The organism is Saccharopolyspora sp. NPDC049426 (assembly GCF_040676935.1).
GTDB lineage: Bacteria > Actinomycetota > Actinomycetes > Mycobacteriales > Pseudonocardiaceae > Saccharopolyspora.
On sequence record NZ_JBFAPZ010000011.1, the window covers coordinates 32363 to 59212 of the forward strand.

At 69.9% G+C, this 26850-nt stretch carries 24 protein-coding genes and 1 pseudogene; 14 read left to right on the forward strand and 11 right to left on the reverse strand.

Going from position 1 to position 26850, the window contains the following annotated elements; genetic code table 11:
• Window positions 1–68: 68 nt before the first annotated feature.
• From AB0J78_RS23175 to AB0J78_RS23185, 3 genes are all read left to right on the forward strand, one after another.
• Window positions 69–758, forward strand: a complete 690-nt coding sequence (locus AB0J78_RS23175; protein ID WP_363792331.1) for a type 1 glutamine amidotransferase domain-containing protein — start codon at window positions 69–71, stop codon at window positions 756–758.
• Between the two features lie 418 nt (window positions 759–1176).
• Window positions 1177–2655 (forward strand): helix-turn-helix domain-containing protein, encoded by a 1479-nt coding sequence (locus tag AB0J78_RS23180; protein WP_363792333.1) that lies wholly within the window; start codon window positions 1177–1179, stop codon window positions 2653–2655.
• Between the two features lie 299 nt (window positions 2656–2954).
• The gene (locus AB0J78_RS23185; RefSeq protein WP_363792335.1) at window positions 2955–4796 is read left to right on the forward strand and encodes a hypothetical protein; all 1842 of its coding nucleotides are present in this window, start codon (window positions 2955–2957) and stop codon (window positions 4794–4796) included.
• A gap of 114 nt (window positions 4797–4910) precedes the next feature.
• Here AB0J78_RS23185 and AB0J78_RS23190 read toward each other — a convergent pair whose 3' ends face one another.
• The 4 genes from AB0J78_RS23190 to AB0J78_RS23205 form a co-directional block, all read right to left on the reverse strand.
• Window positions 4911–5915, reverse strand: coding sequence for a LacI family DNA-binding transcriptional regulator (locus AB0J78_RS23190; protein ID WP_363792336.1), 1005 nt, complete (start codon window positions 5913–5915; stop codon window positions 4911–4913).
• Between the two features lie 416 nt (window positions 5916–6331).
• Window positions 6332–7297 carry an alpha/beta hydrolase gene (locus AB0J78_RS23195; protein ID WP_363792338.1) on the reverse strand — a complete coding sequence of 322 codons (966 nt, stop codon included), beginning with the start codon at window positions 7295–7297 and terminating at the stop codon, window positions 6332–6334.
• A gap of 16 nt (window positions 7298–7313) precedes the next feature.
• Entirely contained in the window at window positions 7314–8918 is a 1605-nt protein-coding gene (locus AB0J78_RS23200) for an MDR family MFS transporter (RefSeq protein WP_363792340.1), read from the reverse strand.
• Window positions 8915–9550, reverse strand: coding sequence for a helix-turn-helix domain-containing protein (locus AB0J78_RS23205; protein ID WP_363792342.1), 636 nt, complete (start codon window positions 9548–9550; stop codon window positions 8915–8917). The genes AB0J78_RS23200 and AB0J78_RS23205 overlap by 4 nt, the downstream gene beginning before the upstream one ends.
• A 65-nt stretch (window positions 9551–9615) precedes the next feature.
• On the opposite strand from AB0J78_RS23205, the gene AB0J78_RS23210 reads away from it, so the two are divergent.
• Together AB0J78_RS23210 and AB0J78_RS23215 are read left to right on the forward strand one after the other, a co-directional pair.
• Window positions 9616–10050 carry a MarR family transcriptional regulator gene (locus tag AB0J78_RS23210; protein ID WP_363792344.1) on the forward strand — a complete coding sequence of 145 codons (435 nt, stop codon included), beginning with the start codon at window positions 9616–9618 and terminating at the stop codon, window positions 10048–10050.
• 42 nt (window positions 10051–10092) lie between these two features.
• Window positions 10093–10872, forward strand: coding sequence for an arylamine N-acetyltransferase (locus AB0J78_RS23215; protein ID WP_363792346.1), 780 nt, complete (start codon window positions 10093–10095; stop codon window positions 10870–10872).
• Here the strand turns inward: AB0J78_RS23215 and AB0J78_RS23220 are convergent.
• Entirely contained in the window at window positions 10869–12059 is a 1191-nt protein-coding gene (locus AB0J78_RS23220) for a glycosyltransferase (protein WP_363792348.1), read from the reverse strand. The two genes, AB0J78_RS23215 and AB0J78_RS23220, sit on opposite strands and share 4 nt — an antisense overlap.
• Before the next feature lie 59 nt (window positions 12060–12118).
• On the reverse strand, window positions 12119–12895 hold the full coding sequence (locus AB0J78_RS23225) for an adenylate/guanylate cyclase domain-containing protein (RefSeq protein WP_363792350.1): 777 nt from the start codon (window positions 12893–12895) through the stop codon (window positions 12119–12121).
• Between the two features lie 314 nt (window positions 12896–13209).
• Here AB0J78_RS23225 and AB0J78_RS23230 point away from each other — a divergent pair, with 314 nt between their 5' ends.
• Both AB0J78_RS23230 and AB0J78_RS23235 read left to right on the forward strand, forming a co-directional pair.
• The gene (locus AB0J78_RS23230; RefSeq protein WP_363792352.1) at window positions 13210–13524 is read left to right on the forward strand and encodes a metalloregulator ArsR/SmtB family transcription factor; all 315 of its coding nucleotides are present in this window, start codon (window positions 13210–13212) and stop codon (window positions 13522–13524) included.
• Window positions 13490–13879 carry a VOC family protein gene (locus tag AB0J78_RS23235; protein WP_363792354.1) on the forward strand — a complete coding sequence of 130 codons (390 nt, stop codon included), beginning with the start codon at window positions 13490–13492 and terminating at the stop codon, window positions 13877–13879. Before AB0J78_RS23230 ends, AB0J78_RS23235 begins: the two co-directional genes overlap by 35 nt.
• A 48-nt stretch (window positions 13880–13927) precedes the next feature.
• Here the strand turns inward: AB0J78_RS23235 and AB0J78_RS23240 are convergent, their stop codons facing one another.
• Window positions 13928–15076 carry a PLP-dependent transferase gene (locus tag AB0J78_RS23240; RefSeq protein ID WP_363792356.1) on the reverse strand — a complete coding sequence of 383 codons (1149 nt, stop codon included), beginning with the start codon at window positions 15074–15076 and terminating at the stop codon, window positions 13928–13930.
• 128 nt (window positions 15077–15204) lie between these two features.
• Window positions 15205–15687 carry an Lrp/AsnC family transcriptional regulator gene (locus tag AB0J78_RS23245; protein WP_363792358.1) on the reverse strand — a complete coding sequence of 161 codons (483 nt, stop codon included), beginning with the start codon at window positions 15685–15687 and terminating at the stop codon, window positions 15205–15207.
• A gap of 158 nt (window positions 15688–15845) precedes the next feature.
• Between AB0J78_RS23245 and AB0J78_RS23250 the strand changes: the two genes are divergently transcribed.
• Entirely contained in the window at window positions 15846–18275 is a 2430-nt protein-coding gene (locus AB0J78_RS23250; protein WP_363792360.1) for a PEP/pyruvate-binding domain-containing protein, read from the forward strand.
• A gap of 40 nt (window positions 18276–18315) precedes the next feature.
• A pseudogene (locus AB0J78_RS23255) lies at window positions 18316–18789 on the forward strand (N-acetyltransferase family protein); the annotation flags it as partial.
• Here the strand turns inward: AB0J78_RS23255 and AB0J78_RS23260 are convergent.
• On the reverse strand, window positions 18790–19131 hold the full coding sequence (locus tag AB0J78_RS23260) for a bifunctional 3-phenylpropionate/cinnamic acid dioxygenase ferredoxin subunit (RefSeq protein WP_363792361.1): 342 nt from the start codon (window positions 19129–19131) through the stop codon (window positions 18790–18792).
• A 288-nt stretch (window positions 19132–19419) separates the two neighbouring features.
• Here AB0J78_RS23260 and AB0J78_RS23265 point away from each other — a divergent pair, with 288 nt between their 5' ends.
• A complete protein-coding gene (locus AB0J78_RS23265; protein WP_363792363.1) occupies window positions 19420–20541 on the forward strand; it encodes an aromatic ring-hydroxylating dioxygenase subunit alpha in 1122 nt (373 codons plus the stop codon).
• Between the two features lie 12 nt (window positions 20542–20553).
• Here AB0J78_RS23265 and AB0J78_RS23270 read toward each other — a convergent pair whose 3' ends face one another.
• A complete protein-coding gene (locus AB0J78_RS23270; protein WP_363792365.1) occupies window positions 20554–20808 on the reverse strand; it encodes a DUF3040 domain-containing protein in 255 nt (84 codons plus the stop codon).
• Window positions 20809–20950: 142 nt separating this feature from the next.
• Here AB0J78_RS23270 and AB0J78_RS23275 point away from each other — a divergent pair, with 142 nt between their 5' ends.
• From AB0J78_RS23275 to AB0J78_RS23290, 4 genes are all read left to right on the forward strand, one after another.
• Window positions 20951–21379 carry an NfeD family protein gene (locus AB0J78_RS23275; protein ID WP_363792367.1) on the forward strand — a complete coding sequence of 143 codons (429 nt, stop codon included), beginning with the start codon at window positions 20951–20953 and terminating at the stop codon, window positions 21377–21379.
• A gap of 10 nt (window positions 21380–21389) precedes the next feature.
• Complete coding sequence (locus AB0J78_RS23280; protein ID WP_363792369.1) at window positions 21390–22592, forward strand: SPFH domain-containing protein; 1203 nt, start codon at window positions 21390–21392, stop codon at window positions 22590–22592.
• A 296-nt stretch (window positions 22593–22888) separates the two neighbouring features.
• On the forward strand, window positions 22889–24367 hold the full coding sequence (locus AB0J78_RS23285) for a SulP family inorganic anion transporter (RefSeq protein ID WP_363792371.1): 1479 nt from the start codon (window positions 22889–22891) through the stop codon (window positions 24365–24367).
• 74 nt (window positions 24368–24441) lie between these two features.
• Window positions 24442–25266: an SAM-dependent methyltransferase gene (locus AB0J78_RS23290; protein WP_363792373.1), complete on the forward strand. Its 825-nt coding sequence runs from the start codon at window positions 24442–24444 to the stop codon at window positions 25264–25266.
• An 87-nt stretch (window positions 25267–25353) separates the two neighbouring features.
• On the opposite strand, the gene AB0J78_RS23295 is transcribed toward AB0J78_RS23290, so the two are convergent.
• Window positions 25354–26790, reverse strand: coding sequence for a M28 family metallopeptidase (locus AB0J78_RS23295; RefSeq protein ID WP_363792375.1), 1437 nt, complete (start codon window positions 26788–26790; stop codon window positions 25354–25356).
• Window positions 26791–26850 lie beyond the last annotated feature (60 nt).

A 26850-nucleotide genomic window follows, 5' to 3' on the forward strand; every position in this document is an offset into this window, starting at 1 on the left:
ACGGGTGGCGAACTCGCGCATACGGTCGGAGGCGGAACCGCACACCTCTAGTTTGAGAGCGAAACCCCATGGCGAAGATCCTGTTCGTGCTCACCGGCGCGGACCACTGGACGCTCAACGACGGCACGAAGCACCCCACGGGGTTCTGGGCCGAGGAGTTCGCCGCGCCGTACGAGGCGTTCACCGAGGCGGGCCACGAGGTCGTGATCGCCTCCCCGGGCGCCGTGCAGCCCCCGGTCGACCGAGCCAGCCTGAGCGCCGACGCCAACGGCGGGCAGGAAGCCGCGGACCGCGTCGCCGCCATCCTGGACGACGCCACCGAGCTGAAGAACCCGATCGACCTGGCCACCGTGAACCCGGCCGACTACGACGCGGTGTTCTACCCGGGCGGGCACGGCCCGATGGAGGACCTCGCCGTCAACGCCGACTCCGCTCGCGTCCTCAACGAGACCCTCGGCTCCGGCAAACCCCTCGCGATCGTCTGCCACGGCCCGGCCGCGCTGCTGGCCACCGCCCAGGGCGGCGAGTCCCCGTTCCGGGGTTACGCGCTCACCGCCTTCACCAACTCCGAGGAGATCCAGGCCGGTCTGGCCGACAAGGCCCCGTGGCTGCTGCAGGACCGCCTCGACGAGCTCGGCGTCACCTTCGACGAGGGCACGCCCTGGTCGCCCAACGTCGTGGTGGACCGCAACCTCCACACGGGCCAGAACCCGGCTTCCTCGGCGCCGCTCGCCCAGCGAGTCCTCAAAGCGCTCTGACCCCAGCCGCTCTCACCCGTCCTGAAACGAGGCCGGTCCCGACACGACACGCGTGTCGGGACCGGCCTCGTTCGGGGGGCTATCGGGTCAGGGGGGTAGCGCTGAGGCGAGGAGGCTTCCCTCTCCCCCTCGCCTCAGCGTGGTGTTTGCTGCTCGCGAACACCGACCCCCAGGGTGACGTGGCGCTGCGTCAACCGGTCGCCAACGGTGGGGCGTCGAGCTGACTCCCGTGCGCGGGATCCGCGCGCCGTTCGCCCGGCACTGCGGCGACGCCTCCAGCGTATGGCCGTTGATCATCCGGACTCCAGTTCGTTCTCGCACAGTCAGCGCCGGAATTCGGGTTCCGATTGCTGCACCAGGATCCCCCTCCCCCGTAGGATCGCTCCCTCGACATCGCGAAAAGGGGTGTGTCTTGGTGTTGTCCGGCGACGATCGGGAGTGCCTGGGTCGGCTTCGCGACATGCAGCGCGAAGCCGCCGAGCCCGGTGGGTTGCGCCGGTTGCTCGCCCGCTTCGCCGACGAGGTCGGCGGATGCGCGGCGCTGTTCGACGCGGCGGGCAAGCCCATCGCGAGCGCACCCGGCCACGCCCTGCCCGAGGCGGTCGTCGACGTCGCGCGTCGCGTGCACGGCCGGCACCGGTCCGTCGTCGAGCGCGACGGGCACGACCAGCTCGCGGCGTTCGCCATCAGCGGCGAACCCGACGCGCCGACGCTGGCGCTGTCCGGATCGGCGATCGACCGCTTCACCTCCGAACCGAGGCGCACCGACTCCCTCCGCGTGCTGGCCCTGGTCTGGAGGGCCCAGCACGCGCACGAGCGGTCCAGGCGGGTCGAGGCCGCCAACGACCAGGTCCGCGAGGCCGTGCTGCACCTGCTGATGGACGACGGGCTCGCCACCGCGCACCGCGCGGCCGAGGCGCTCGGCGATGCGCTGCCCGATCCGATGCGGGTGTGGGTCGTCGAAGTCGGTTCCATCGACAAGGGCGAGCGTGACGCGATCGCCGACGAGCTGATCCGCATCACCGGCGGCCGGGCCTGGATGATCAAGTGCCCGGTCTACAGCGGACACCTCATCCCCGCGGTCGCGCCCATGAGCCACGAGGAGGAGCAGGCCTGCCTGCGGGAGCTGGTGGCGAAGGCCAGCACCGACATCGGCCGGATCAGCGCGGGCATCAGCACCGTGCTCCCGCTGCGGGACTTCCCCACCGGCTACCAGCAGGCGTTCCACGCGCTGGCGCACGCGCGCGGCAACGCCGAGCGCTTCGCGACCTTCCGCCGCAGCCACGACCTCGCCGCCGAACTCGCCGACCACGGGCGGGACTGGGCGCGGCGGGTGCTGGCACCGCTGGAGGAGTTCGAGCCCGCGCGGCCGCAGGACCCGTCGCTCGACGACCTGCGCAGCACCCTGACGTCGTGGCTGGCGTTCCACCAGCAGGCCACCCGGCACCTGAAGATCCACCGCAACACCCTCAGCGCCCGGCTGCAGAAGATCGGTTCGCTGCTGGGCTGCGACCTGCACCGGCTCCCGGATCAGGCGCACCTGGACCTCGCGCTGCGGCTGCGCGGCGGCCCCGAGGCACCGCACTCGCCGCGCGACATCGACGAGCTGCTGCGCGGCGAGGACGTCCGCCGCTGGGCGGAGGTGCTGATCGCGCCGCTGCGGGACTCACCGCGACTGGTCGAGACCGTGCGGACCTGGCTGCTGGCCGACACCAGGACGAGCCTCGCGGCCGAGGCGCTGGGCATCTCCGCCGCGGCGGTCCGCAAGCGACTGGTCAGCGCCGAGCAGCTGCTGGAGCGGTCGCTGCTGAACTCCCCCTCGCTGAGCTACGACCTGCACTTCGCGTTCCGCGCGCTCGACCCGACAACCGGGAAAGCCGCGCGGATCGGGGATTGAAAAATTCGTGACCCGAGAATTGAACCGCAGTAGGCTCGAATACGTGCCCCCGCTTCTTTCCGCCCTGCGGACGGAAATCGAAAAAGGGGAAGCGCAATCGAATCCGTGAATGCGGCACCGCGATGACCGCCCTGCCCACGGCGGACACCTCAGCTGGGAAAACGGGAATCCGCTGCCGCGCTGGCGGTTTCACGACGACCACCTTCCGGAATTGCTCTTGATCGGTCTAGGGTCCCGATCTGAGAGCGCTCTCATGCAGTGCGTTCGTCGCATTGTCCTTTTCCGGAGGTGCTTGAAACATGACTCCCGTCTCACAGCGGCGTGGGCGACGCCGGTTCCCGTTCTTCGCGGGAATGGCCGCTGTCGCCGCCGTCACCGCCGTCGCGCCCAGTGCGGCGGCGATGCCCGGCGCGAACCACGCTCAACCCGCGAAGCCCGCGGCTCCGGCACCCGGACCTCAGGCATGCGCGGGCACCGACACGCCGGACTTCGGTCCGAACGTGCGGATCTTCGACCCGTCGATGTCGCCGGAGAGCATCCAGCAGCAGCTCGACGACGACTTCAACAACCTCAAGGACACGCTGGCCGACCAGATGTCCGAGGACAGGGTCGCGCACCTGTTCAAGCCGGGTGAGTACGCCGTCAACGACAACGTCGGCTACTACACCTCGGTGGCGGGACTGGGCAAGAACCCTGGCGACGTCACCATCAACGGCAACATCACGGTCGACGCGTTCAACGAGTCCGACCAGGGCAACGCGACCCAGAACTTCTGGCGCTCGGCGGAGAACATGACCGTCAAGCCCAACGGCGCCAACCGCTGGGGCGTGTCGCAGGCCGCGCCGATGCGCCGCATGGACATCCAGGGCGACCTGGACCTGTACCCGGAGAGCTACGGCTGGGCCAGCGGCGGCTACCTCGCCGACACCAAGGTCTCGGGCACCACCGAGTCCTCTTCGCAGCAGCAGTGGTACACCCGCGACTCGCAGCTGGGCGCCTGGGACGGCGGCGTCTGGAACATGACGTTCTCCGGCGTGCAGGGCGCACCGCCCACCGCCTTCCCGACCCCGCCGCACACCACGCTGGAGTCGACCCCGGTGTCGGCCGACGTGCCGTACCTCTACGTCGACGACGCGGGCAAGTTCCAGGTGTTCCGCCCGGACGTGCGCACCGCCGCCACCGGCCCGAGCTGGGCCAACGGTGAAACCCCCGGCAAGTCGGTGCCGATGAGCCAGTTCTACGTGGCCAAGCCGACCGACACCGCCGCGGACATCAACGCCGCCGTGGCCTCGGGCTGCAACCTGTTCTTCACCCCGGGCGTGTACCACCTCGACGACACGATCAAGATCACCAACCCGGACACCATCGTGCTGGGCATCGGTTACCCGACGCTCATGCCCGACACCGGCAAGACGGCGATGGAGGTCGCCGACGTCGACGGCGTGCGCATCAAGGGCGTGCTGTTCGACGCGGGCACCCAGAACTCGCCGAGCCTGCTGACCGTCGGCGAGGAAGGCGCTTCGGCGGACCACTCGCAGAACCCGACGATCATGCAGGACGTGTTCTTCCGGCTGGGCGGCACCGTCGCGGGCAAGGCGACCAACAGCCTGATCGTCAACAGCAAGAACGCGGTCATGGACCACGTCTGGGCCTGGCGCGCCGACCACGGCAACGAGGGCTCGTTCGGCTGGGACGTCAACCCGGGTGATACGGGTGTGCTGGTCAACGGCGACGACGTGACGGCCACCGGCCTGTTCGTCGAGCACTACAACAAGTACCAGGTCATCTGGAACGGCAACAACGGCAAGACGGTCTTCTTCCAGAACGAGATGCCCTACGACGTTCCGGACCAGGCCTCGTACATGAACGACAACGGTCTGGAGGGCTGGGCCGCCTACAAGGTGGGCGACCAGGTCACCAACCACGAGGCGTGGGGCTTGGGGAGCTACTGCTTCTTCAACACCAACCCCGAGGTGAAGAACCACCACGCCTTCGAGGTTCCGGCGGTGCCGGGCGTGAAGTTCCACAGCATGGCGACGGTCTCGCTCAACGAGAAGGGATCGATCACCCACGTCATCAACGACACGGGTGATGTGACCCCGCCGGAGACCACGCCGTCGAACCTGGCGAACTTCCCGTGATCTGATCACCGGCGATCGAAGTCCGGGCGGGGGCATCGCGGCCTCGCCCGGACTTTTCGCGTCGGGGGCGGTTCTGGTCCGGACCGTCCATGATCAACCGCCCGCCGGCGACGCTCAGGAGGACTCGCGGACGACGAGCTCCGTGGTCAGGGTGATCGCCGATTCGACGGGCTCGCCGGCGATCAGTCGCAGCAGCTGGGCCGCGAGGTGGCGACCGATGCCGTCGATGGGCTGGCTCACGGTGGTCAGCGCCGGCTCGGTGTAGCGGGCCCTGGTGATGTCGTCGAAGCCGACCAGCGCAACGTCGTCCGGAACGCGGAAACCGTTCTGGCGCAACACGTGCAGCGCTCCCTCGGCCATCAGGTCGGAGGCGGCGAAGACGGCGTCGACCCCGGACCCCTCGTCCAGCAGCCGCTTCATCGCGGCCTCGCCGGAAGCGCGGGTGAAGTCCCCGGCCGCGACGACCGGCTCCTGAGAGCCGCCGACGGCGTCCAGGTACCCGTCGAGGCGGTCCATCCCGGCGATCATGTCGGTCGGCCCGGTGATCGTCGCGACGCGCCTGCGCCCGGAGGCGATCAGGTGCTCCACGGCCGCCCGCGCACCGCCCCGGTTGTCCACGCCGACGCTGGGCACCTCAACCGGGCCGAGGACGCGTTCGTTGCTGACCACCGGGATCCCGGACTTCGCCAACGCCTCCGACAGCGGGTCGGTGCCGTGCAACGAGGCGAGCATGACACGGTCGACCCGCCCGGCCACGGCCGAGCGCTCGATCCGGTCGCGGCTCGCGGGAGATCCGGCCAGCATCAGCACCAGCTGCTCGTCCTCGTCGTCCAGCTCCTGGCTGACGCCCTGGATGAGCCGCGGGAAGAACTGGTCGTCGGAGAACACGCGCGTGGAGGATTCGGGCAGCACCAGCGCGATCAGGCCGGTCCGCTGGGTGACGAGGCTGCGCGCGGCCTGGTTGGGCACGTAGCCGACCTCGGCGATCGCGCGTTCCACCGCTCGCCTGCTGGACGGCGCGACGGGCTGGTCGTTGATCACCCGGGACACCGTCGCGCGGGAGACGCCGGCGCGGGCCGCAACGGTCTCCAGGGTCGGGTGACGATCGCCTCTGGCCATGACCCTCCCCCTCGGTGGAGCGAACTGAGGGGGAACGGTACCCAGATCGGCCGGGGGCGGTCAGCGGAACCGGGCAACCACCGGCCGCGCGCCGAAAAGCCGCAGAACGCCCGAGAAGTGCGAACTCCGGCGTCGTCGCTGGCGAGATGCGGACAGCCCAGAATCGGAATGTTGACTTCCGTTCGGCATCGAGAAAGTCTGCGACTCGTTCCTACGTCTCCCACGAAGGCCCGCAGGGCTGGTGGTCGCCGTCGGCTGGTGACGACCTCCACGTTGAAGACTCGGGGCGCGTCCGCACCCTCCCGCGCGGACGCGCCCCGGACCTGCTTGGGGAGTTGCTGGGGTTTCTCTGCTCGGCGGTGCAGGGTGAGTCCCACACCTGGAGCAGCGGCTTGCGCCGCGCTCTTGAGCCGCTTCTAGTCGGCGACGCGAGCCGGAGCCAGCGCCGCCGACAGCTCCGAGCAGAGCTCGCCCAGCGCCTGCGTCGCGCTGCGGCAGACGTTCGGGAAGGACAGGTACCCGTGCGGCATGCCGACGTAGGTGGTGGTGCGGACCGGGACCCCGGCGGCTCGCAGCGCCTCGCCGTAGCGCAGGCCGTCGTCGCGGATCGGGTCGTGCTCGGCGACCTGGATCAGCGCCGGCGGCAGTCCCTCGTGCGTCGCTGCCTTCAGCGGTGAGGCCAGCGGGTCCGCCGGGTCGTGACCGCCGAGGTAGGCGTCCCGCATCTTCCGGGCCTCGCGGGTGGTGATCACCGGGGCCTCGGCGTTGTCCTCCAGCGACTGGCTGCCCAGCGTCAGATCGGTGGCCGGGTAGATCAGGCCCTGGAAGGCGATCTCCGGGCCGGAGCGGTCCCGCGCGAGCAGGCACATCACGGCGGCGAGGTTGCCGCCCGCGCTGTCGCCCATGACCGCGATCCGGTCCGGGTCGGCGCCGAGCTCGGCCGCGCGCCCGGCGACGTCGACGAGCGCGGCGTAGCAGTCCTCCACGGCCACCGGGAACCGGTGGGTGGGCGCGAGCCGGTAGTCCACCGACGCCACGACCGCCCCGACCTCCTTGGCGACCCGGCCGCACAACCAGTCCGCGATGTCGAGGTTCCCGCTGACCCAGCCGCCGCCGTGGATGTTGACGATCAGCGGCAGCGGTCCGGTCTCCCGCATCGGCCGGTACACCCGGATCCCGATGCGGCCGTCGGCCCCGGCGGCGGTGAGGTCGCTGGTGACGATGCCGGGAGCGCGAGAGCCCAGCAGGAAGTCGGTGACCCTGTTGCGCGGCAGTGCTTTCCGCTGCCGCGCGATCAGCTGCTCGTCGGTCATGCCGGTGACGCTGGGGGCCAGGCTCAACGCCTTGCCCAGCAGCCGGACTCGCAGATCCATCTCCGCCATGCGATTCCCTCCGCGATCAGTGGGTCTGGGTGGTGGCGCGCTGCCGCGCTTCGAGCTCTTCGGCCTCGTCGCCGCCGATGGCCTCGCCGCGGGCGACCAGCCCGGCCACCTCCGACAGCGGGATCTGCTTGAGCAGCAGCGAGAGCAGGAACGCGATGGCCATGAACGGCACCAGGTACCAGAACACCGGCGCCAGCGCGTCGGCGTAGGCGGCGACGATCGCGTCCCGCACGGGTTCGGGCAGCTGCTGCAGCATGTTCGGCGACAGCGACACCGCGGACTGCTCGGCCTGCTGCGCGGACGCACCGGCCCCGGCGAAGATCCCGGTGAGGTTCTCGGTCAGCCGGGTGGAGAAGATCGTGCCGAACACCGCGACGCCCAGCGCGCCGCCGACCTCGCGGAAGTAGTTGTTGGTGCTGGTCGCGGTGCCGATCATCGACGGGTCGACGGAGTTCTGCACCACCAGCACCACGACCTGCATGATCAGCCCGAGGCCTGCGCCGAAGACGAACAGGAACACGCACAGCAGCCACACCGGCGTGTCGGCCGACAGCGTGGTCATGGCGAGCATCCCGCCCGCGGTGATGAGCGTGCCCAGGATCGGGAACACCTTGTAGCGGCCGGTCTTGGTGATCAGCGCGCCGGAGGTGATGGAGGTCAGCATCAGCCCGGCCATCATCGGCAGCATCGCCATGCCCGACACGGCCGCCGAGGTCCCGGTGGACATCTGCAGGAAGGTGGGCAGGAAGCCCAGCGCGGCGAACATGCCCAGTCCGAGCACGAGACCGATGCTGGTGGCGTTGACGAAGATCGGGTTGCGGAACAGCGACAGCGGGATGACCGGGTCGCTCGCCCGGGACTCGACCAGCACGAAGAGCGCCGCGGCGATGACCAGACCCGCCGCCCACAGCCAGGTTTCGGGTGCGCTCCAGCCGTGCGCGGAGTCGCCGCCGAAGTCGGTGAAGAAGATCAGGCTGGTGGTGGCCAGCGCCAGCAGCACCACGCCGGGGATGTCCAGCGGCTTGGTGGCCTTCTTGCTGGGCAGGGTCAGCGCGAAGTAGGTGATGGCGAACGCGGCGATGCCGATCGGGATGTTGATGTAGAACGCCCAGTGCCAGGACAGGTGGTCGACGAAGAAGCCGCCGAGCAGCGGGCCGCCGACCGCGGCGAGGCCGAAGATGCCGCCGAGCGGACCGAGGTACTTGCCGCGCTCGCTGGCGGGCACGATGTCGGCGATGATCGCCTGGGAGAGGATCATCAGGCCACCGCCGCCGAGGCCCTGCGCGGCGCGGAAGATCACGAAGGTCCAGAAGTCGCCGGCCACGGCGCAGCCGACCGAGGCGAGCGTGAACAGCGCGATGGCGATCAGGAACAGCTTGCGCCTGCCGAGGACGTCGCCGAACTTGCCGTAGATCGGCATGACGATGGTGGTGGCCAGCAGGTAGGCGGTGGTGATCCACGCCTGGTGCGCGACGCCGCCGAGGTCGCCGACGATGGTGGGCATCGCGGTGGACACGATGGTCTGGTCGAGGCTGGCCAGCAGCATACCCGCGATCAGCGCGCTGAAGATGATCCAGATCCGCCGCTTGGTCAGCAGTAACTTGGGTTCGGTCTCGGTCATCGGGTCCCTCCGGTGAGCGTGGCGGCGAAAACCTCGCGAGCGGCCACCAAGCGGCGTTGCATGATCGTGTTCAGCGGCTCGGAGTTGGCTGGGTCGAGGAACTGCCCCATGCAGGCGCCGGCGAGCGCGCACACCACCTGGACGGCGGCGGAGGCCCGGAGGTCCCCTTCCGGGAGCCCTTCCCTGGCTCGCACCAGTTCGATGTCGGCGCGTTCGCGCGTCTGGACGTGCTCGAACACCCGCGACAGCAGCCGGGGTTCGCGGTCCATGGCCGCGACCAGGTCCGCGACGTGCTCGGGCGTGAGCCCGACCTCGGTCCAGCGGTCGACCAGGAGCGCGGCGTAGTCGTCGAGCAGGCTCGCCGAGACCCCCGGTTCGTCCGGGTCGGCGCCCGCGGTGAACCGTTCCTCGATCTCGTGCTGGTCCCACAGCGTTGTGAACCCCAGTACCGCGTCCTCCTTGGACGCGAAGTAGTTGAAGAAGGTGCGCCTGGAGATGCCCGCCTCGTCGCAGACCTCGTCGACGGTGAAGCCGGACAGCCCGTCCTCGGCCGTGCGGCGACGCGCTGCGGCGGTCAGCCGATGTGCCGTGTGGACCCGACGCTTCAGAGCAGGAGTTGCACCATCAACCACGGAGTGCATTATTGCACTCTGCTTTAGATGGTGCAGAACTGGTGGCCTGGGGTACAACTGGCCGCATGGTGGACGCCATCGGCACCGGTCTGGGCAGCCTCGGATACCGGTTCAACATGATCGCTCGGCAAGCGCGAGCGAACTTCGAGCAACGGCTCGGCGAGGCCGGGGCGAGCTTCACGACCTGGACGATCCTGGAGGCCCTCACCGTGCACGGGCCGTTGATCCAGCGGGACCTGGCCGGATCGCTGCACGTCAGCGGCCAGACGTTGGCGCGCCAGGTGGACCGGCTGGTCGAGACCGGCTGGTTGGAGCGCGGCGAGGACGAAGGCGACCGCCGCGCGGTGCGCCTGCACCTCACCGATGCCGGTCGCGCCGCCCACCGCCGCCTCCAGCGGGCGTCGCGCAAGGCCAACGAGCAGCTGGTCGCGGGCCTGTCCTCCGAGGAGATCGACCACCTCAGCGAGCTGCTCACCCGGATCTCGCGGAACTTCGGCTGACACCGTTGACCTCCACCGCGCTGGAAGTGCGAGGCTGCGACCATGACCGATCCCTGGGACGTCGAGTCGCTCGACCTCGACGCGTACCTCGCCCGCACCGGGCAGCAGGCGGCGCCGCCGTCCGCCGAGGCGCTCGCCGCTCTGCACGAGGCGCACGTGCGCGCGATCCCCTTCGAGAACGTCGACCCGGCGCTCGGGCGCACACCGCGCCTCGACCTGGGATCGATCACGGCGAAGCTGGTGCGCAGGCAGCGCGGCGGCTACTGCTTCGAGCACTCCCTGCTGTTCGCCGCCGTGCTGGAGCGGCTCGGCTACGCCGTGTCCCGACGGGCCGCGCGCGTCCAGCCGCACCGCGACGGCCCGCGAACCCACATGAACCTCGTCGTCACCGTCGACGGCGACGAGCACCTGGCCGACGTCGGTTTCGGCGCGGGCGTGCTGCGCCCCATGAGGCTGGCCGAGGGCGAGGTGGTCGACCAGGCCGGCTGGAACCACCGGCTGGCCCGCGACGGTCGACTGTGGACGCTGGAGAAGGAGACCTCCGAGGGCTGGGAGCCGCTGCACGCCTTCGACGACCAGCCGCAACGGCTCATCGACTACGAGGTCTTCAACCACTACACCGCGACGCACCCGGACTCGCCGTTCACCGGCAGGCTCGTCGTGATGCGGCTCGACGAGGGCATCAGCCGCAAGCTCATCGGCGACACCCTCGTCGTCGAACGACCGGACGGCTCGCAGGAGATGACCCCGGTCGCCGACCCGGCGGAGACGCTCCGCACACTCGACGTCGTGCTCACCGACGACGAACTGGCCGGCCTCTAGACCAGCTCCTCCAGGTCCGCGGCGATCTGGGAGAGGGGCGGCAGCGCCATGACTCGGCGCTGCGCGCCTCGGGCCGCGCTGCGGAACGACGGTTCCTCCAGCACGCGGGACACCGCCTCGTGCAGCAGCGGCACGGACACGTCCTCGATGTTGAACGCCAGTCCCGCGCCGATCTCGGTGATGCGGGCGGCGTTGTTGGGCTGCTCGGCGAACATCGGCAGCCCCACCATCGGCACCCCGGCGTAGAGCGATTCGCGGGTGCTGTTGAAGCCGCAGTGGGTGATGAACGCGTCGCAGGCGGGCAACAACGTCTGCTGCTGGACGAACGAGGTCAGGTGCACGTTCTCCGCGCGCACCCCGGTCCACTCCCCCGGGTCGCGGTTGGCTCCGAGCGCGACCACACCCGTGACCGGGAGCTTGCCGAGCGCTTCGATGATCGTGTCGAGCAGCTGGGGACGTTCGCCGAGCATCATCGGCGCGTTGGACCCGAGGCTGGCCAGCACCAGCGGGCGGTCCGGGAGATCGGCGACGGCCGGGTCGAGCCGCTGGGCGTCGCCGTCGGGAATCCGGTAGTGGTGCGCGGATTCCAGTCGCGCGCCGTCCGGGTAGAAGGTCTCGGGCACGACTCCGGCCCGGAACGCGCTCATCGGCTGCCACGGGTCGTCGACGGGGTCGAGCCCGAAGTGGGCGCGACCGGCGTTGATCTCGTCGAGGACGTCGCCGAACGGCGCCATCGGGCTGATGTCGATCACGGCGTTGGGGATGCCCCACTTCTCGGCCGCGTAGTAGCCGCCGAACTCGGTCGCCTCGCGGACGATCAGGTCCGGGCGCTCCACGTGCTCCAGGAGCTTCTCGCCGAAGTGGCGCCCGAGCACGCCGATGAAGTTGCCGCCGAAGACCTCCGGGGTGACACCGAGGGTCTCGGTGCCCCGCCGCTCCGCGACGTCGGTGAGCCCCTTCGCGCCGAAGCGCTGCGGGTCCGCGGCCAGGTCGCGCATGGTGACCAGGTCCGGCAGGACCACGGGCCGGAGACCGGCCTGCTCGATGGTCTCCGCCATGGCTTCGCTGGTGGCGACGCGGACGTCGTGCCCGGCGTCGCGCAGCTGGCGGCCGACCGGCAGCAGCAGCGGAACGAGGTGCGAGTAGGCGGGCATTGCGGTCAGGACGATGCGCACGGGGAATCCCATTCGGGCTCGACGACGAACTGGACAGCATGCTGTCTAGTTGCGACGGTACACCCGACTCGTCACCGCTCGTGACGGGGAACCACCGCGTACACGACCAGGTCCTTCGGCGTCCCCTTCGCCCGGAACCGGCGGCTGCGCGCCACGTACCGCTCGCGGTCGGCGGCCTCCAGGACGTGCTCGGTGACCAGCACTTCACCGCCGTTGGCGGCGTCGGCGACGCGCGCGGCGATGTTGACGTCCACCCCGATGTAGTCCTTGCCGACCTTGCGCGGCCAACCGCGGTGCAGGCCCACGCGCAGCGACGGGCGGTAGCCGTCGTGGTTGAGGGCGCTGACCGCTGACCCCAGCGCGGCGGCGGCCTCGATCGCCTTGTCGACGTCGGAGAAGGCCACCATCACGCCGTCGCCGAGCGATTTGACCACCACGCCGCCGTACCCGCCGACGACCTCGCGGCTGACGCCGAAGAACTCCCGCAGCAACCGCAGGACCTGGTCGTCACCGGCGCGCAACGCCCAGGTGGAGAATCCCACGAGATCGGTGAACATGATCGTCACGGCTCCGTCGGCGGCACGCCGGCTGGTCAGCGCCTGCCACGCCTGCACGGTCACCAGGCCCAGCTCGCGCACCGCGCTCGGTTGATCGCCCGCGACCTGCATCATCAGCCGCGCCACGCGGTCGGAGGGCTTTCCCGAGTCGGAGAAGGCGAGCTCGCCGGACCCGGGCAGCATCCGTCGGACCCCGCGCAGCGTTCCGACCACCCGCCGGCTCTGGTTGACCTGCCGCGCTCGATCCCCGGCACGACCCCAGAACCCCGCGGGCCGCGACTCACCGACCATCACACACCGTCCCTCGCACCGAGCCAGACTACCGGCAACCTACTCCGAAGTAGGTTTCAGCCGACCCCGAGGTGCAGCGCAGATCACCCGGAATCACCCCACCAAGATCACCCGCTGGCTGGAAACCCCCGGGCCCTCCACCCAGACCCTCCCCACGCGGGTGAAGTTCCGGATTTCAGTGGAATGCCGAAACCCGATTTCAGTGGAAATCCGTGTTCCGACTTCCACTGAAATCGTGCCCCCAGGACACCTCCCCAGTTCACGGCACCGGGCCGAGTTGACATGCAAGTCGCGGCTTGCCTATTGTTCGCGGTGTGGATGACGCCGTGTTCAAGGCGCTGGCCGATGGCACGCGGCGCACGATCCTCGACGAGCTGACCGAGCAGAACGGGCAGACACTGTTCGAGATCTGCGCACGGTTGGCCACCAAGCACGGGCTCGCCTCGTCACGGCAGGCGATCTCGCAGCACCTGGACGCCCTGGAAGCAGCGGGGCTGGTCAGGGCGAGCCGAGAAGGCCGTTACAAGTTCCACCACATCGACACCGCGCCGCTCGAACCGATCGTCGAGCGGTGGCTGAGGAAGGGCCGGGAGCATGAGGATCAACCTGCACAGCATGATGGTCGATGACCAGGACAAGGCGCTGCGGTTCTACACCGAGGTCCTCGGTTTCGAACTCAAGCACGACATCCCGATGGGCGAGTTCCGCTGGATCACCCTCGTCTCGCCCGAGGAGCCCAACGGCACCGAACTCGTGCTCGAACCCGACCAGCACCCGGCGGCCAAGCCCTTCAAGCAGGCGCTGGTGGCCGACGGGATCCCCTTCACCTCGTTCGCGGTCGAGGACGTCCAGGCCGAGTACGACCGCCTCACCGCCCAGGGCGTGCGCTTCACCCAGCAGCCCACCGACATGGGTCCGGTCACCACAGCGGTCCTCGACGACACCTGCGGCAACCTCATCCAGATCGCCCACGAGAAGGCCTGACCGAGGCGTCCGCTCGAACTCCGAACGGACGCCCGATCGCTGAACGGCTCAGGTCGTTCCGCTGAGGGCTTGGTCGAGGTCTCGCCAGAGGTCTTCCGGGGATTCGAGGCCGACCGACAGGCGGAGCAGGGTGTCCGGGATGCCCCCTGCCGCGCGGTCCTGCGGGGCGACGATGTGGTGCGACAGCGATGCCGGGTGCTGCAGCAGCGTGTCGGTGCTGCCGAGGCTGACCGCCGGTGTGATCAGGCGGACGGCGGAAATCACCTCATGCGGCGGAGTTTCCGGCTCGAACGACAGCATCGCCCCGCCGGTGGTGAGCTGGCCGAGCTTGTTCGGGTCCGGGTAGTGCACGGCGCTGATCTTCGGGTGCGCGAGCAGCCGCTCCGCGAGAACCGCTGCCGTGGCCGATGAGCGCTCCATGCGGACCGGCAGCGTCGCCAGGCCGCGCTGCAGGAGGTAGGCGGCCGAGGGGTGCAGCACTCCGCCCGTGGCGATGCGGACCTGGCGCAGGCGCTGGGCGAAGTCCTCCGCGCAGGTCACCACACCGCCCATGGCGTCACCGTGCCCGCCGAGGAACTTCGTCGCGCTGTGCAGGACCACGGCGGCGCCGAAGTCGGTGGGCCGCTGCAGAGCCGGTGTGGCGAAGGTGTTGTCGACGAGCACCGGAACACCGCCCGCGGCGTCCACGACCGCGCGGATGTCGATCTCCGCGAGCGTCGGGTTCGCGGGGGTCTCGACGATGACGAGCCCGGTGTCCGGCCGGACGGCGGCACCGACATCCGCCGGGTCCGCCCAGGTGAGCCGGTTCCCCAGCAGCCCGGACGCGATGAGGTGGTCGCTGGTGCCGTAGAGCGGCCTCGCCGCCACCACGTGCGGACGGCCGGCGGCGACGGTGGCGAGCAGGCACGCCGAGAGCGCCGCCATGCCCGAGGCGAAGGCGACACCGGACTCGCAGCCTTCGAGCTCGGCGATCGCTCCTTCGAACCGGGCGACCGTCGGGTTGCCGAGCCGGGCGTAGATCGGCGTGCCCGGCACCTGGGCTCCGGTGGTCATCGCGTCGAGGCGCTCGGCCTCGTCCCTGCTGTCCCGGCTGGGGTAGGTCGTCGAGAGGTCCAGCGGAACGGCGTGCAGGCCCTGATCGGTGAGGTCGTCGCGGCCTGCGTGCACGGCACGGGTCCAAAACGTCTGTTCGGTCACCACCCGAGGATCAGCGGTCCTACGGCCTCGCGATCGGATCTCCGGACGAACATCGGCCGATGGCGGTGTTGGACCGCGTCGGTCCGGCCGCTCCCGTCTGAGAGTGCGTTCACCCGGCGATCGTCCGGTCAGCCCTCGGCGCCCGGCGGCAGCAGCGGGCCACCGCGCCACTGGTGGAAGATCAGGTGGGTGTGCACCATGACCACCTCGTCCCGCGCGGTGAGCTCGTCCAGCACCAGCCGCTGCAGGTCGGCGGCGTCGACGACGGTCACGTGGATGAGGAAGTCGTCCGGGCCGGTCAGGTGGTAGAGGTGCCGCGTCTCGGGCTGGGCGAGGACGTGCTGCACGAACGGGTCCACGAGCGGACGCCGGTGCGGGTGCACCCGCACCGCCAGCATCGCCTCCAGCGGGCGACCGACCGCGCTCGGTTCGATCCGCACCGCCGATCCGCACATCACACCCGCGTCCCGGAGGCGCGCCAACCGGTCCGAGCACGTCGAGGTCGCGATGCCCGCTCTCCCCGCCAGCTCGCGGTTGGTCAACCGGGCGTCCTCCTGCAACGCCCGCAGCAACCGCATGTCCACGACGTCCAGTTCCACCTGTGCAGCCACGGGCCGCAGCGTACGGGGCGTCAGGATTTTGACGGTTTCTTGACGGCTGAACGCTGATCGCGGGCCTAGCATCTGGGCATCGGCCCTTCGGCCGTGGTGTGCCGGGAAGTCTGGTCGGCGTTGTAATGGTGTGCGCCGTTCGGACTGGAGTGGTGATCGTGACCGGCAACGACGTTCAGGTGCTCGAACTCGCGCAGGTTGACGCGAGCATGCTCGGACTGGTGGGCGGCAAGGCCGCAGGGCTGGGTGAACTGGTCAGAGCCGGGTTCCGGGTGCCCGACGGGTTCTGCCTGACGACCCGGGCGCACGTGACCGGCGAGATCCCCGAGCAGGAGGTCCTCGACGCCTACCGGCGGCTCGGGGCCGACCGGGTGGCGGTGCGGTCGAGCGCGACCGCCGAGGACCTGCCGGATGCGAGCTTCGCCGGGCAGCAGGACACGTTCCTCAACGTCAGCGGCGAGCAGGAACTGCTGTCGGCGATCCGCCGCTGCTGGGACTCGCTGCACTCCGATCGGGCCGTCGCCTACCGCGACGCCAACGAGATCGGCACCGACGTGCACATGGCCGTCGTGGTGCAGCGGATGGTCGACGCGAAGGCCGCCGGGGTGCTGTTCACCGCGAACCCGCTGACCGGGACGCGCTCGGAGATGGTCGTCGACGCCGCGCCCGGCCTGGGTGACGTGGTCGTCGACGGATCGGTCATCGCCGATCACTACGTCCTCGACGGGACCCCGCCGCGCACCGACGGGTGCCTGGACCACGAGCAGCTCGACGCGCTGCGCGACGCGGGCGCGCGGGTGCAGGAGAGCTTCGGCTCGCCCCAGGACATCGAGTGGGCCATCGACCGGGACGGCGAGCTGTGGCTGTTGCAGTCGCGGGCCATCACGACGCTCTTCCCGCTCCCGCCCCGAACCGACGACCTGCGGGTCTACTTCGAGATGGGGCACATGCAGGGGATGCTGCGGCCCTTCACCCCGGCCGGCATGTCGGCGATGACGCACGGCGCGAAGCTGTGGATGGACTCCGCGGGCCTCTCCGGTGGCGCGTTCGGCGATGCGATGGGCATCGTTCCCGTGGGCGGCCGGCTGTTCATGGACTTCTCGGACCTGTTGCGCAACAAGCGCTTCCGCTCCCGGATGCCGCAGGTGATGGAGGTCTACGGCCCGCGCAACGTCGAGATCGTGCAGCGGCTGCTCACCGACCCGCGGTTCGCGCCGACCAGCAGCGGCATGCCCTTCCCGGTCGCGCCGCTGCTGAAGAAGGGCATCGTCGTCGTGCCGAAGGCGAAGTTCGAGCTCATCCGCACGCTGATCGCACCCGACGCCGCGCGCGAGCGCGCCTTCCGCGCCACCGAGAAGCTCAAGCGCCAGGCCAGGGCGCCGGAGTTCGCCAACTCGCAGCAGCGCCTGCGCTTCGCCGAGGAGGTGCAGCGGGACTTCATGACCGCCTCGGAGGTGATCTGGCCGCTGTTCATCGGCATCCTCCTCGGCCAGCTCCCGAAGTCGCTGCTCAAGGGCGTCGCCACGACGAGCGAGCTGGACACCGTCCTCGGCGGGCTGCCGCACAACGTCACCACCGAGATGGACCTCGCGCTGTGGCGGCTGACCACCGGCCTCGACGACGAGGCCCGGGAACTCCTGCGCAGCACGCCCCCGGCCGAGCTCACCGACCGCTACCGGGCGGGTGAACTGCCCGACCTGGGGCTGGACGACTTCCTCGCCCGCTACGGCCACCGCGCACCGGCGGAGGTCGACGTCGGGATGCCGCGCTGGTCGGAGGACCCGACGCAGATCTTCGCCACCATCGCCGGTTACCTGCGGATCACCGATCCCGAGCAGGCACCGGAGCGGCGGTTCGAGAAGGCCGCGGCCCGCGCGGAAGCCATGATCGACGAGCTGTTCGAGCGCGCCCGCCGCAAGCGCCCGATCCGCGCCCGCCTCTCCCGCTTCCTGATGCGCCGCGCCCGCAAGCTCACCGGGCTGCGGGAGCTGGGCAAGTTCGCGTGGCTGTACTCGTTGCAGGCGATGCGCGAACAGCTGCTGCTCATCGGCGACGACCTGAGCCGTCGCGGTCTGCTGGAACGGCCCGCCGACGTGCTGTTCCTGGAACTCGACGAGATCCGCGCCGCAGTGGCCGGGTCCGATCAGAGCGCGCTCGCCACCGAGCGAAAAGGACGCTACGACAGGGAGGTCCGCCGCCGCGCGGTTCCGATCGCGGTCCTCTCCGACGGCACTGACCTGGAGGCCACGGCACCGCCCGCACCCGCCGCCGACGGCGCGCTGGTCGGGCTGGGGGCGTCTCCGGGCAAGGTCACCGGGCCCGCTCGCGTCGTGCACGACCCGGCGACCGCGCGGATCGAGCCAGGCGAGATCCTGGTGGCCACCACCACCGACCCCGGCTGGACCCCGTTGTTCATGACCGCGGCCGGTCTGGTCACCGAGACCGGTTCGCCCATGGCGCACGGCCCGACCGTGGCCCGCGAGTACGGCATCCCGGCGGTGATCTGCGTCCGCGACGCCACCACCGACATCACCACGGGCCAGATCATCACCGTCGACGCGACCTCGGGCACCGTCACACCGCGATGAGCTTGCCCGCACGAGCGCGAAACGCCAGCCTGGACCGGTGATCAGGGAACTCGCGGACGCCGACTGGGACGCGGTGCGCCGCATCTACGCCGAGGGGATCGCGACCGGGAACGCGACGTTCGAGACCGAGGTACCTCGGCGAGAATCCCTGGACGCCAAGTGGATTCCGGGGCACCGGTGGGTCGCCGAGATCGACGGCCGGGTTGCCGGGTGGGGAGCGGCGACACCGGTGTCGGCACGCGAGTGCTACGCCGGGGTCGCCGAGACCTCGCTCTACGTCGGGGACGGGTTCCGCGGTCTCGGAGTCGGAAAGGCGTTGCTGCACAAGCAGGTCAGCGCCGCCGACGCCGGAGGGCTGTGGACGCTGCAGACCTCGATCTTCCCGGAGAACGAGGCCAGCATCGCCTTGCACCGCGCCGCCGGGTTCCGCGTGGTCGGAACCCGGGAGCGCATCGCCCTGCACCACGGGGTCTGGCGCGACACCGTCCTGCTGGAACGCCGCCGCGCCGACTGATCAGGCCGCGCCTTCGGCCTCCAGGGGGAGCTCGACCTCGCGCGGGGTGAGCTGGACGTACACCGTGCCGCCCTCGACGAGGACCTGGTGGGTGCGCAGCGCCCGCTTGGCCGGCGGGCCCGTGGGATCTCCGCTGCGCAGGTCGAAGAACGCCGCGTGCAGCGGACATTCGACGAAGCAGCCTTCGAGGAATCCGGCGGACAACGACGCGTCCTGGTGGGTGCAGGTGTCGTCGACCGCGTAGAACACGCCGTCGGCGTTGAATACGGCGATCGGGACGTCGGCGACGAACCGGGTCGACTCACCCGGGGCGAGCTCGTCGGCACGGCAGACAGCGAACATCGAACCTCCTGTGTTGCGCATCAGAGAACTTGTACCGCCATGCGCAACAGCGTGAGGGTCAACTCCGAGGCTCGTCAAGACGTCGAAGGCGTCGATTTCCCGATGGATTTCCTGTTAACGCACGACATCCTCCGGTAACCCGCCGCCGCTATGACTACCTCGCGGTAACCCGCCCGGACGTCTTGACAGCGCCCGAGGCGCACCCGCATCGTGTTGTCGATCGAGCAACGCAGTGCTCATCGCGCAACAATTCACACCCTTGCGGACCGAGCCGAAAGGCGCCCCGAGATGACCGCTGCGGAGTTGCCGCACAGCCTGCTGGCCACTCTCCCCGGCCACCACTACACCGATCCGTCGATCTTCGCCCTCGAGCAGTCGCGGATCTTCGAGGCCGGTTGGTTCTGCGCGGTGCGCAGCGCCGATCTGGGCGAACCCGGCGCCTTCCAGACCGTGCAGGTCGGGCGGGAGAGCGTGATCATCGCCCGCGACCGCAAGGGAAACCTCAACGCCTTCCTCAACGTGTGCCGCCACCGGGGCGCCCGGCTGTGCACCGAGGAGTCCGGAGAGGTGCAGCGGTCGCTGCAATGCCCGTACCACGCCTGGACCTACGGCCTGGACGGCAAGCTGATCGCGGCGCCGAATCTCGGCGGCATGCCCGACGTCGACCGCGACCAGTACGGACTCAACCGCGTCCACCTGCGTGAATGGCTCGGCTACGCCTGGGTCTGCCTGGCCGAGGAACCGCCGTCCTTCGACGACACGGTGGTGGCCGACGTCGCCCAGCGCCTCGGCGACGCGGGTGAGCTCGACGCCTACGACATCGCCGCGCTCGAACTCGGCGAGCGGATCCGCTACGACGTCAAGGCGAACTGGAAGCAGATCATCGAGAACTTCATGGAGTGCTACCACTGCGCCACGATCCACCCGGAGCTCACCGAGGTGCTCCCGGAGTTCGCCGACGGGTTCGCCGCCCAGTACTACGTCGGGCACGGAGCCGAATTCGGCGATGACGTGCGGGGTTTCACCGTCGACGGCGGAGACGGCCTGCAGCAGCTGCCGGGCGTGGCCGAGCACCAGGACCGGCGCTACTACGCGATCACCGTGCGCCCGCAGGTGTTCATCAACCTGGTCCCCGACCACGTGATCATCCACCGGATGTTCCCGCTCACCGCGGAGCGGACCCTCGTGGACTGCGACTGGCTGTACCTGCCGGACGTCATCGCCTCCGGCCAGGACCTGTCCCGGTCGGTGGAGCTGTTCCACCGCGTCAACCAGCAGGACTTCGACGCCTGCGAGCGCTGCCAGCTGGCCATGAACTCCCGCTCCTACGCCTCCGGCGGCGTCCTGGTTCCCAGCGAGCACCACATCGCCGAGTTCCACGACTGGGTCCGCACCCGCCTCACCGGCTGACCCCGCCGGGGCTCAGGAGCGGGTGTCCAGCAGGAGGTAGCGGACCGCGAGGGCTCCGACTCCGAGGCTGATGCCGATGAAGATCAGTCCGGGGCCGGCAGCGAACACCAGTGCGCCGAGCAGGGCGACCGCGATCGCCAGCCGCCGCCGGCGGACGGTGAGGGTGTCCGGCGGTGGGTGCCTGACCGACGCCGCGAACCGGGGGTCGTTCTCCTCGAACCACCGCTCGATCTCGTGAAGCCTCCGACGCTCGTATCGACTCAACATCACGTCCTCCCCGAACGCGGTCAGGAAGCCGTCGGGCTGTTCGAGATGCGATACCAATCAAGGTAGACCTCCCGCTCACCCTCTGTGAAGTGCGGTAGCTCGCGAAACGCCTGATCATGCCCTTGTCTGGCATATTGAAGGCGTGGTCGCGCTGTTGTGGCTCATCGCCGGCGTGGTGCTGGTCGCGGCCGAGGTCATCTCGGGTGAACTCGTGCTGCTGATGCTCGGCGTCGCCGCACTGGGAGCCGCCGGAGCCGCCGTGCTGGGCGCACCACTCGCCGTCGACGCCGCTGTGTTCGCCGCGCTGAGCCTGGGGCTGGTCCTGGGCGCGCGTCCGGCGCTGAAGCGGCGGCTGATGCGGGGCATCGAGTTCCGCACCAACACCGAAGCCCTGATCGGCAAGAAGGCGTTCGTCGAATCCACCGTGAACTCCACCGGCGGCCTGGTGCTGATCGACGGGCAGAGCTGGTCGGCACGGCCGCTGGACGAGAACGAGGTCCACCGAGCGGGCGAGACGGTGACCGTCATGGACATCTCCGGAGCGACGGCCGTCGTTTCGGGCGAACTGTGAGGAGACCGCCATGGACCCGACCGCACTGATCGTGCTGGCCGTCATCATCCTGCTGGTCGTCGTGCTCGTGGCCAAGACCGTGCTGCTGGTGCCGCAGGCGACCGCATCGGTGATCGAGCGGCTCGGCCGCTACCGGACCGTCGCGCAGCCGGGCCTCAACCTGCTGGTGCCGTTCTTCGACCGGGTCCGCGCCCGCGTCGACCTGCGCGAGCAGGTCGTCTCCTTCCCCCCGCAACCGGTCATCACCCAGGACAACCTGACCGTCTCCATCGACACCGTCGTCTACTTCCAGGTGACCGACGCGCGCTCGGCGGTCTACGAGATCTCCAACTACATCACCGGCGTCGAGCAGCTCACCACGACGACGCTGCGCAACGTCGTCGGCGGCATGAGCCTGGAGGAGACGCTGACCTCGCGCGATGCGATCAACACGCAGCTGCGCGGGGTGCTGGACAAAGAGACGGGCCGGTGGGGGATCCGCGTCGCGCGCGTGGAGCTCAAGGCCATCGACCCGCCACCGTCCATCCAGGACTCAATGGAGAAGCAGATGCGCGCCGACCGGGAGAAGCGCGCGATGATCCTCAACGCCGAAGGCACCCGCGAATCGGCCATCAAGACCGCCGAAGGCCAGAAGCAGGCGGCGATCCTCGGCGCGGAAGGTCAGAAGCAGGCCGCCATCCTCACGGCGGAAGCCGCCCGGCAGTCCAGCATCCTGCGCGCCCAGGGCGACCGCGCGAGCCAGTACCTCAAGTCGCAGGGGCAGGCCAAGGCCATCGAGAAGGTCTTCGCGGCGGTCAAGCGCGCCAAACCCACACCGGAACTGCTCGCCTACCAGTACCTGCAGACGCTGCCGAAGATGGCCGAGGGCGACGCCAACAAGGTGTGGGTCGTGCCCAGCGAGTTCACCAAGTCGCTGGAGGGCTTCGCCCGGAGCCTGGGCAAGGCCGACGAGGAGGGCGTCTTCCGCTACGAACCGCCGGAGCAGACCGAGGACGCTCCCCCGGCCGAAGCCGTGGAGGACGCGGTGCAGGACTGGTTCGACACCTCCACCAACCCCGAGGTCGCCGAGGCGGTCCGCGCGGCCGAAGCCGTCGCGCGCAAGGAGGTCCCGGCCCCGGGCGAGTTCGGCACGCAGGTCCCCGCGCCGCGGCCGGGCATCGCGCAACGACCGTCGACATCCACCTCGGAGACCGCCGGGCCCGACCAGACCTGACGTCCGCTCCGGGGCGCCGCTGTGCGTACCGTGATGCCATCCGGACGTGTTCAGGCGCCGTCAGGGCGATGTCGATCGAGGAGTGGTTCGGGCGTGGGTGAGCGGATGCAGATCGGCGAGCGCACGGCCCGCTCACTACGAGGAGGAGGTCGGCCTCACCCGGCCTGCCGGTTGCGGGAGTGCCGGGAACCCTCATCTAACGTGAGGGAAGAGTTGCCGGGCAGCGCCGCCCCTCTCCCCCTGCTCTCCCGCCGCGATCGGTGACGACGCGGCGCTGAAACCCGTCTGGTTGTCGCGTGCCCGAGCTGTCGCTGTCCCGTCCTGCATGGCTGTCGCCGAAGGTGGCCCGCACCGAGGTCCTCGGTGGCCTCGTCGTCGCGCTCGCCCTGATCCCCGAGGCGATCTCGTTCTCGATCATCGCCGGGGTCGATCCCAGCGTGGGCCTGTTCGCCTCGTTCACCATGGCGGTGGTCATCTCGGTCGTCGGCGGCCGACCCGCGATGATCTCGGCCGCCACCGGCGCGATCGCGCTGGTCGTGGCCCCGCTGGCGCGCGAGCACGGGATGGGCGTGCTGGTCGCCACCGTCATCCTGGGCGGGGTGTTCCAGGTGGCGCTGGGTGCGCTGGGCGTGGCGAAGCTGATGCGGTTCGTGCCGCGCAGCGTCATGGTCGGGTTCGTCAACGCGCTGGCCATCATGATCTTCATGGCGCAGGTCCCCGAGCTCATCGGCGTGCCGTGGATGGTCTACCCGCTGTTCGCGGCCGGGCTGGTCATCATGGTGCTGTTCCCGAAGCTCACCAAGGTCGTCCCGGCACCGCTGGTGTCGATCGTGGCCCTGACCGCGGTGACGATCGCCGCGGGCATCGCCGTGCCCACCGTCGGCGACAAGGGCGCGCTGCCGTCCTCCCTCCCAGCGCCCGGCATCCCAGAGGTGCCGTTCACGCTGGACACGCTCGCGCTGATCGCTCCCTACGCCCTGGCGTTCGCGCTGGTCGGGCTGATGGAGTCGCTGATGACGGCGAAGCTCGTCGACGACATCACCGACACGCGATCGAACAAGACCCGCGAGTCCATCGGGCAGGGCATCGCCAACATCGTCACCGGCTTCTTCGGCGGCATGGGCGGGTGCGCGATGATCGGCCAGACCATGATCAACGTCAAGACGGCAGGGTCCCGGACGCGGTTGTCGACGTTCCTGGCCGGCGCGTTCCTGATGGTGCTGTGCATCGCCTTCGGGCCGCTGGTCTCGCAGATCCCGATGGCCGCGCTGGTCGCCGTGATGGTGCTGGTCTCCGTGGGCACCTTCGACTGGCACAGCATCGCGCCGAAGACCCTCAAGCGGATGCCCGCGGGCGAGATCATCGTGATGCTGGTGACGGTGGCCGTGGTCGTGGCCACCGACAACCTCGCGATCGGCGTGGTCGTCGGATCGATCACCGCGATGGTCATCTTCGCCCGCCGCGTCGCCCACCTCGTCGAGGTCACCGCCGTCACCGACCCCGACGGCGGCCAGGTCGTCTACCACGTCACCGGTGAGCTGTTCTTCGCCTCCAGCAACGAGCTCGTCCACGAGTTCGCCTACGCGACCGACCCCGCCGAGGTCGTCATCGACCTCACCGAGGCCCACATCTGGGACGCGTCCACCGTCGCCGCGCTCGACGCCATCACCACCAAGTACGAGGCGCGCGGCAAGCGGGTCGACATCGTGGGCCTCGACGAGCGCAGCGCCGCCATGCACGGCCGCCTCACGGGAGAACTCACCGGAAGCCATTGAGGGGCAGAGGAAATGTTCGTCAAGTGAGATGTCGTGGCGTCGACACCGAGATCACGACGCGCGATCATGACGACATGCACGACGAACGTCCCGTCACCGACATCGACACCTCCTCGCCCAGCGTCGCCCGCGGCTACGACCACTGGCTGGGCGGCAAGGACAACTTCGAGGTCGACCGGACGATCCTCAAGGCCATCGAGGAGATCGTGCCCGAGGCGCGGCCGCTCGCCCAGGAGAACCGGTACTGGCTGATCCGGGCCGCGCGGTTCCTGAGCTCGCCGCTGCACGCCGGCGTCGACCAGTTCCTGGACCTGGGCTGCGGGCTTCCGACGATGCAGAACGTGCACCAGGTCGCCCAGGCCAACAACCCGGACGCCGTCGTGGTCTACGTCGACAACGACCCGACCGTCGCCGCCTACGGGCGGGCGATGCTGGCGGAGAACGAGAACACGCACTTCTCCATCAACGACCTGCGTCACCCCGACGACATCCTCAGCGACCCGGTGATCACCAACAACCTGGACTTCGAGCGCCCGATCGCGCTGATCCACTCGGGGACCATGCACCACGTCTCCGACGAGCACCGGCCGCGCGAGGTCATGCAGCGCTACGTCGAGGCGCTCGCCCCGGGGTCGTACGTGGCGATGTCGCACTTCAGCTGGCCGCCGGAGTCGCAGAAGTACCGCGAGATGGCCGCCACGATCGAGGGCACGCTGCACGAGATGGTCGCGTCCTGCTGGTGGCGCAGCAACGAGGAGGTCCTGTCCTTCCTCGACGGCCTGGACGTCGTGGCTCCCGGTCTGGTCCGCACGGTCGACTGGTGGCCCGAAGGCCCCTCTCTCGCGCCGAGGTCCGAGATCACCAACCTCATCTACGGTGCGGTGGCGGCGAAGCCCTGACGTTCCCAGCGGGGCAGGGGCGGGACCACGAAGCCGCTCAGGTCCTGCCACCCGCACCGCCGAGCAATCGCTATTCCCACGCAGCTCCTAGTCCCGCAGCGGTCGGGGGAAGGTCACCGGGCTGCGGTGGCCGTCGGTGTCGATGGCGCGCACGCCGAAGAAGACGTTGTCCTTCGACAGGTCGATCACCGCGGTCGTGACGTCGCCGACGTCGATGCGGTGCGTCCAGTCGGAGTCGGTCGTCTCGCGCCAGACGACCTCGTACCCGGCCAGGTCCGGCTCCGGACCGCGTTCCCAGACCAGCTCGGTGTCGTTGGTCAGGTTCGCGGTGCGCACGACCACGCCGGTGGGCGCGCCCGGCCCCTGCACCAGCGACCAGATCGCGGCCAGGTTGACCTTGGCGACGCGGGCGATGTAGCCGAAATCGCAGAACTCCGGCAGGTCGCCGTAGCGGACGCCGCCCTCCTCGCGCACGTCCTGGTGCTGGTGCCGGAAGTCCTCGTTCGGCTCGGTGAACCGCGCTGCGGGGTAGCCCTTTTCGAGGAACGGGATGTGGTCACCACCGCGCAGGAAGCGGTCTCGGCGGTAGATGACCCGCACGTCCATCCCCGTCGCGGTGTTGGCGGCGACGTCGGTGACGAAGCGGGAGAGCTGGCGCGACGGCGAATCGTTCTCGCCACCGACCGAGCGCCGGATCTGGGCCTCCTCGGGGGTTTCCGAGGTGGGCACGCCTTCGGCGAACAACCGGATGGTGCGCGGATCGGAGGTGCCGTCGTCCGCGCGGCTGGCTCCGACGATGTCGTCGGTGAACATCGCGCGCACGTCCACGCCGTCGGCGGCGAAGCGCTCGGCCATGTGGTTCGCGCCGTAGAGCCCCTGCTCCTCGGCCGCCACGGCCGCCAGGACCACGGTGGACTCGATCGGCTCCTCGGCCAGCAGCCGCGCCAGTTCGAGCACGACCGCGACGCCGGAGGCGTCGTCGTCGGCACCGGGCGCATCGCTGACGGCGTCCATGACGTCGGTGGCCCGGGAGTCGTAGTGCCCGCTGACCACGTGCACCCGATCCGGGTCGGTGGTGCCGCGGATGGTGGCGACCACGTTGGTGATCCGGGTGGTGACCGGGATGCGGCTGGCGGGCTCCTGGTCGTAGGACTGCAGCTCGACGGTCATCCGCCCGCCGGAACGGGCGGCGCAGGCCTGCATCTCGGCGAACAACCAGTCTCGGGCGGCTCCGATGCCGCGCTGCGGATCGTCCTGGCTGGACAGGGTGTGCCGCGTCCCGAAGCTCACCAGCGCGCGCACCACCTCCTCGATGCGCCGTTCGTCGACCCGCGCGAGCAGCGCGCGCAGCCGCGCGTCGGGTTCCTGCGGCGAGATCGGATCACCGGGCGGCAGCGCTCCCCCTCCGGTCGGCCGCAGGTCGGCGGCCCCTGCGGTGCCGGTGAGCACGACGGCGCCGGTGATGCCGGCGGAGGCGGACAGGAAGGCGCGACGGCTGTGACCAGCACCGGATGTGAGACCCATGCACAGTTTTCTACGTGTCCGCACGAACCCGAAGAAGCGGCCGAAGAGGTCACCGGGTGC

Bases quoted from the DNA above. Each gene is read 5' to 3' on its own strand.
- AB0J78_RS23175 (WP_363792331.1), top strand. From the start codon at position 69: ATGGCGAAGATCCTGTTCGTGCTCACCGGCGCGGACCACTGGACGCTC.
- AB0J78_RS23185 (WP_363792335.1), top strand. From the start codon at position 2,955: ATGACTCCCGTCTCACAGCGGCGTGGGCGACGCCGGTTCCCGTTCTTC.
- AB0J78_RS23190 (WP_363792336.1), bottom strand. From the start codon at position 5,915: ATGGCCAGAGGCGATCGTCACCCGACCCTGGAGACCGTTGCGGCCCGC.
- AB0J78_RS23195 (WP_363792338.1), bottom strand. From the start codon at position 7,297: ATGGCGGAGATGGATCTGCGAGTCCGGCTGCTGGGCAAGGCGTTGAGC.
- AB0J78_RS23200 (WP_363792340.1), bottom strand. From the start codon at position 8,918: ATGACCGAGACCGAACCCAAGTTACTGCTGACCAAGCGGCGGATCTGG.
- AB0J78_RS23210 (WP_363792344.1), top strand. From the start codon at position 9,616: ATGGTGGACGCCATCGGCACCGGTCTGGGCAGCCTCGGATACCGGTTC.
- AB0J78_RS23215 (WP_363792346.1), top strand. From the start codon at position 10,093: ATGACCGATCCCTGGGACGTCGAGTCGCTCGACCTCGACGCGTACCTC.
- AB0J78_RS23220 (WP_363792348.1), bottom strand. From the start codon at position 12,059: ATGGGATTCCCCGTGCGCATCGTCCTGACCGCAATGCCCGCCTACTCG.
- AB0J78_RS23225 (WP_363792350.1), bottom strand. From the start codon at position 12,895: ATGGTCGGTGAGTCGCGGCCCGCGGGGTTCTGGGGTCGTGCCGGGGAT.
- AB0J78_RS23235 (WP_363792354.1), top strand. From the start codon at position 13,490: ATGAGGATCAACCTGCACAGCATGATGGTCGATGACCAGGACAAGGCG.
- AB0J78_RS23260 (WP_363792361.1), bottom strand. From the start codon at position 19,131: ATGTTCGCTGTCTGCCGTGCCGACGAGCTCGCCCCGGGTGAGTCGACC.
- AB0J78_RS23265 (WP_363792363.1), top strand. From the start codon at position 19,420: ATGACCGCTGCGGAGTTGCCGCACAGCCTGCTGGCCACTCTCCCCGGC.
- AB0J78_RS23270 (WP_363792365.1), bottom strand. From the start codon at position 20,808: ATGTTGAGTCGATACGAGCGTCGGAGGCTTCACGAGATCGAGCGGTGG.
- AB0J78_RS23280 (WP_363792369.1), top strand. From the start codon at position 21,390: ATGGACCCGACCGCACTGATCGTGCTGGCCGTCATCATCCTGCTGGTC.
- AB0J78_RS23290 (WP_363792373.1), top strand. From the start codon at position 24,442: ATGCACGACGAACGTCCCGTCACCGACATCGACACCTCCTCGCCCAGC.
- AB0J78_RS23295 (WP_363792375.1), bottom strand. From the start codon at position 26,790: ATGGGTCTCACATCCGGTGCTGGTCACAGCCGTCGCGCCTTCCTGTCC.